Below are 336 nucleotides of genomic sequence, written 5' to 3' on the forward strand. Positions count from 1 at the left end.
GAAGTCGGAATAACAAATAATAAGTACCAGCATATGTGGGGCTATAGCTCAGCTGGGAGAGCGCCTGCCTTGCACGCAGGAGGTCAGCAGTTCGATCCTGCTTAGCTCCACCACTTACTTCTTAAAAATAAATATTCTTTATCAGGTCCTTAAAAAGCCTGAGAATAGAGTGTGTTTAATTTTGAGAAGTTTTTTTATCTCTTGCTCTTTAAAAATTTGGAAAAGCTGATAATAAAATTCTGATAGATACGTTGTATTTATCAAGAGTTTTCAAAAGTAAAAAAGAATGATAGCAGTATCATTCAGTGCCAATTTAATCACTCTTTTATTAGATAA

General features: G+C 34.5%; 1 tRNA gene. It reads left to right on the plus strand.

Annotated elements, in window-relative coordinates:
• Positions 1 to 37: 37 nt before the first annotated feature.
• Positions 38 to 113 (plus strand) — tRNA-Ala (locus ACT3RM_RS18245).
• Positions 114 to 336: the final 223 nt, after the last annotated feature.

The organism is Pseudoalteromonas sp. AOP7-A1-14 (genome assembly GCF_052376275.1).
Lineage (GTDB): Bacteria > Pseudomonadota > Gammaproteobacteria > Enterobacterales > Alteromonadaceae > Pseudoalteromonas.